This window comes from Legionella sp., from assembly GCF_047605385.1.
GTDB lineage: Bacteria > Pseudomonadota > Gammaproteobacteria > Legionellales > Legionellaceae > Legionella.
In genome coordinates, this window is record NZ_JASGFU010000131.1 from 1 (window position 1) to 3,010 (window position 3,010).

The following is a 3,010-nucleotide window of genomic DNA, read 5'->3' on the forward strand; positions in this document are numbered from 1 at the left end:
CCAATCGAGAAGGATGGTGAGTATAGACTGCTATTAATTTGTTAAACTTGCTTAATGTTTATTTTTAATTTTAGATGGAATTACCCTCAATAATCTCATTATTTTTCTTTGGGGTAGCACTAGAATTTATAGATAAAAATTTAAAAAATAATATGAAATGGCGAATTCTGGTTCAACTAATCCGCCATTCTATTGAATGGTAAAATATTACCATTTATAACTATATGTGACTTTTAAAGTAATGCCTGAGGCTAACAAATGACTCATATTATTGTTACTACGGAGCAATTGGCTATATAGAGGATAATATTTTCGGTTAAAAATATTTTCTAAACCAATACTTACATTATTTTTTGCATTAACATCAAAACTACTCATCAAATCGACCGTTGTATATGTTTTTGCATCATATCGCCCAAGCGCTTCTCTACCATTCAAACGATAATCCCGAGATCCAAAATAAGTCGCTTGTAAGCGATTTGTCCATGTATCAGATGGGCTATAAGAAATATAAGAAGTGAGTTTTAATGGAGGGATACGATATCCTGTCATCTTTTGATCTTCACTTTGCCCCTGAGGCGTTTCTCTACCTCTCATCCATGTAACACTACCACCCACTCCCCATACTTCATCTTCAGTTAGGTAATCCAAAGTTGCTTCAACACCTGTTACCTTTTCTTTCGTCCGTGCAAGACTCAACCCATTATTAAAGGATTGCACTGCGCCCAGATCTGAAGTCGAGTAGAACACTGCTATACTTGACGAAATACGATCGAAGCTACCATTCCAACCTAATTCATAGTTATCAACCTTGACAGGTTCTAAAAATGAAGATCCTAAATTAAAACCTGTATTTGCATTACGAATCACTAAACCAACATCAGGAAGCTGAAAGCCTTGACTGAAAGATGCATAAAACGAATGCTGTTTGACCGGACTAAACGTGACACTTGCATTGTATAACCAAGCATCAGCTTTAACCTTACCACCTGTCACAGTATAAGGATTAGAACTGTTCAGCTGAGTCAGTGGAATAAAATCACCTACTTCTGCAAAGCTATTTTCATAGCGAGTGCCTATTTCAGCCGACCACTGATCATTAAAACGATGCTTTAATTGAGCAAATACACCCGCACTCTGAGTTGTCAGCTTTGGTAAATAGATAATGTTTCCATTTTTTACAAACTCAAGTCCACCAGATTGATCATAAATTTCAGGATCAAAAGTGTCCAGAGGCATCTCACTTTGTTCCCGAATGAAATCCCCGCCCCATACTAATGTGCTATCACCTAGAAAATGTAATGGCGTATTGAACGTCAAACGCCCCCCCAATACTTTATTTTCCTGATAACCCTGATTAATAGTATTACCACGATTCGCCTGATTTCTTCCATCCGTAGGGTTGAAACGTGTATAAAAGTCACGATAATAAACTTGTGAGTCGAAACTACTCCCTAGAAGATCTTTATTTTTATAAGTTAAATTATATAACTGACTTTCATTTTGATTTTGATCTGCTAATTTTAAACCCTTAATCGCTCTAGCTGGAACACTCCCTGCAGCTAAGCTAGCAACACTTGGATCTGAAACATAGTCTGAGTCTTGATCAGCAGTATAATAATTGGCTGAGAACTGAATATATTGATTATCATCAATATGATAGCCTAACTTACCACCAACACTATATGCATCAGAGTCAAACAAATCACCCTGACTTGGCTCAGGAGCGATACGATCACCACTGGCATCATAAGATCCGCCTGTACGTTTATATCCAAAATCTAAAGCATAATCCCACGCATTGAGACTACCAGAGAAATAATGATGGACATCGGCACTTAATGCATCACGCCTAAAGTTTGTCAATGGCGTTTGAAAGCCAACAACTGTTCTTGCAGACGGTTTTCCTCCAGCACTCTTGGTGGTAATTGAAATAATACCTCCTGTTGCCCCACCACCATAAATCGCATTGCTTCCTCTTATTACTTCAATATTTTTTATACTTTCAGCATCAATACCTGATAACCCCCTAGATGTTTCGCGACTTAAATTAAGCGGAATACCATCCACTAAGATCAGTGCATTTCGACCACGTAAAGTTTGTCCAAAATCAGTAATTGTACGACTTGAATCCGCAAGCCCTGGAACTGCTCTCGCCAGAACTGTCGCAATATTTCCAGATGAACCTTGCTTTAAAAGCTCTAATCTTTTTTCATCTATTTTTGTGATTTGTTTAGATTTCTCCTGTATCTCATCAGTACGTGACGCTGTAAATTTAAGTGTTTCCAATTGTTGTATCGTATTTTCTGAAGCAGAAATATTTTCCTGAGTTTCTGCAAAACTGGAATTAGAAATAAACATTGCCCCTGTTGTCGCCAGAATTGGAAAAATTTTTGTCATCACAAATGAAGGCGGCTTTTTCATAAGATATAAACCAGAATAAGAATTTTTATGAAATTAATTATAATTTAATTATTCGTCAATCAATTTTTTTACTAATAAGAACAAAAAATGCTTATTTTTAACATATTCTTATAATTTTAAAAAAACTTCAGTTAATTCAATATTTTAAAAACAAAAAACACTTTTCACATATAAAAAATGAGAATATTCACATAACTCTGTATAGTAATTTCCAATTTAGATAAACATAAAAATGATAATTTTTTGTGAATTAAGGTCATGTAATTTTATTATGCTAGAGGGAATCATTTATGCAGTAATTAAACTATTCATTTAAAGCCGACCTGATTTGTAATCTTGCTGTCAGTCGTAGATTACTTCATTGTTTTATCAATGAGTTTAAATGATTCACTATAGAAGTATCTTTTCCTGTGCATAAGTTGAGAATAAACCAGTATTTTTTGCTCAAATAATTATTCAAGTTCCCAAGCAATCCCCCCTATTCCAACCAAAAAATACCAAGCCAACGGCCATAAATGATAAATATTCGCACATATGGATCCAAAAATTAAAATTTACCCCAAAACTTCAGAAAGAAGAAAATTTA

The 3,010-nt window shown here is 34.9% G+C and carries 1 protein-coding gene; it reads right to left on the reverse strand.

Features of this window, described 5'->3' with window-relative positions:
• Positions 1–207: 207 nt before the first annotated feature.
• A complete protein-coding gene (locus QM652_RS14415; RefSeq protein ID WP_415077004.1) occupies positions 208–2,424 on the reverse strand; it encodes a TonB-dependent receptor in 2,217 nt (738 codons plus the stop codon).
• Between the last annotated feature and the right edge of the window lie 586 nt (positions 2,425–3,010).

Coding starts and splice junctions, on each gene's coding strand:
- QM652_RS14415 (WP_415077004.1), bottom strand. CDS start 2,424: ATGAAAAAGCCGCCTTCATTTGTGATGACAAAAATTTTTCCAATTCTG.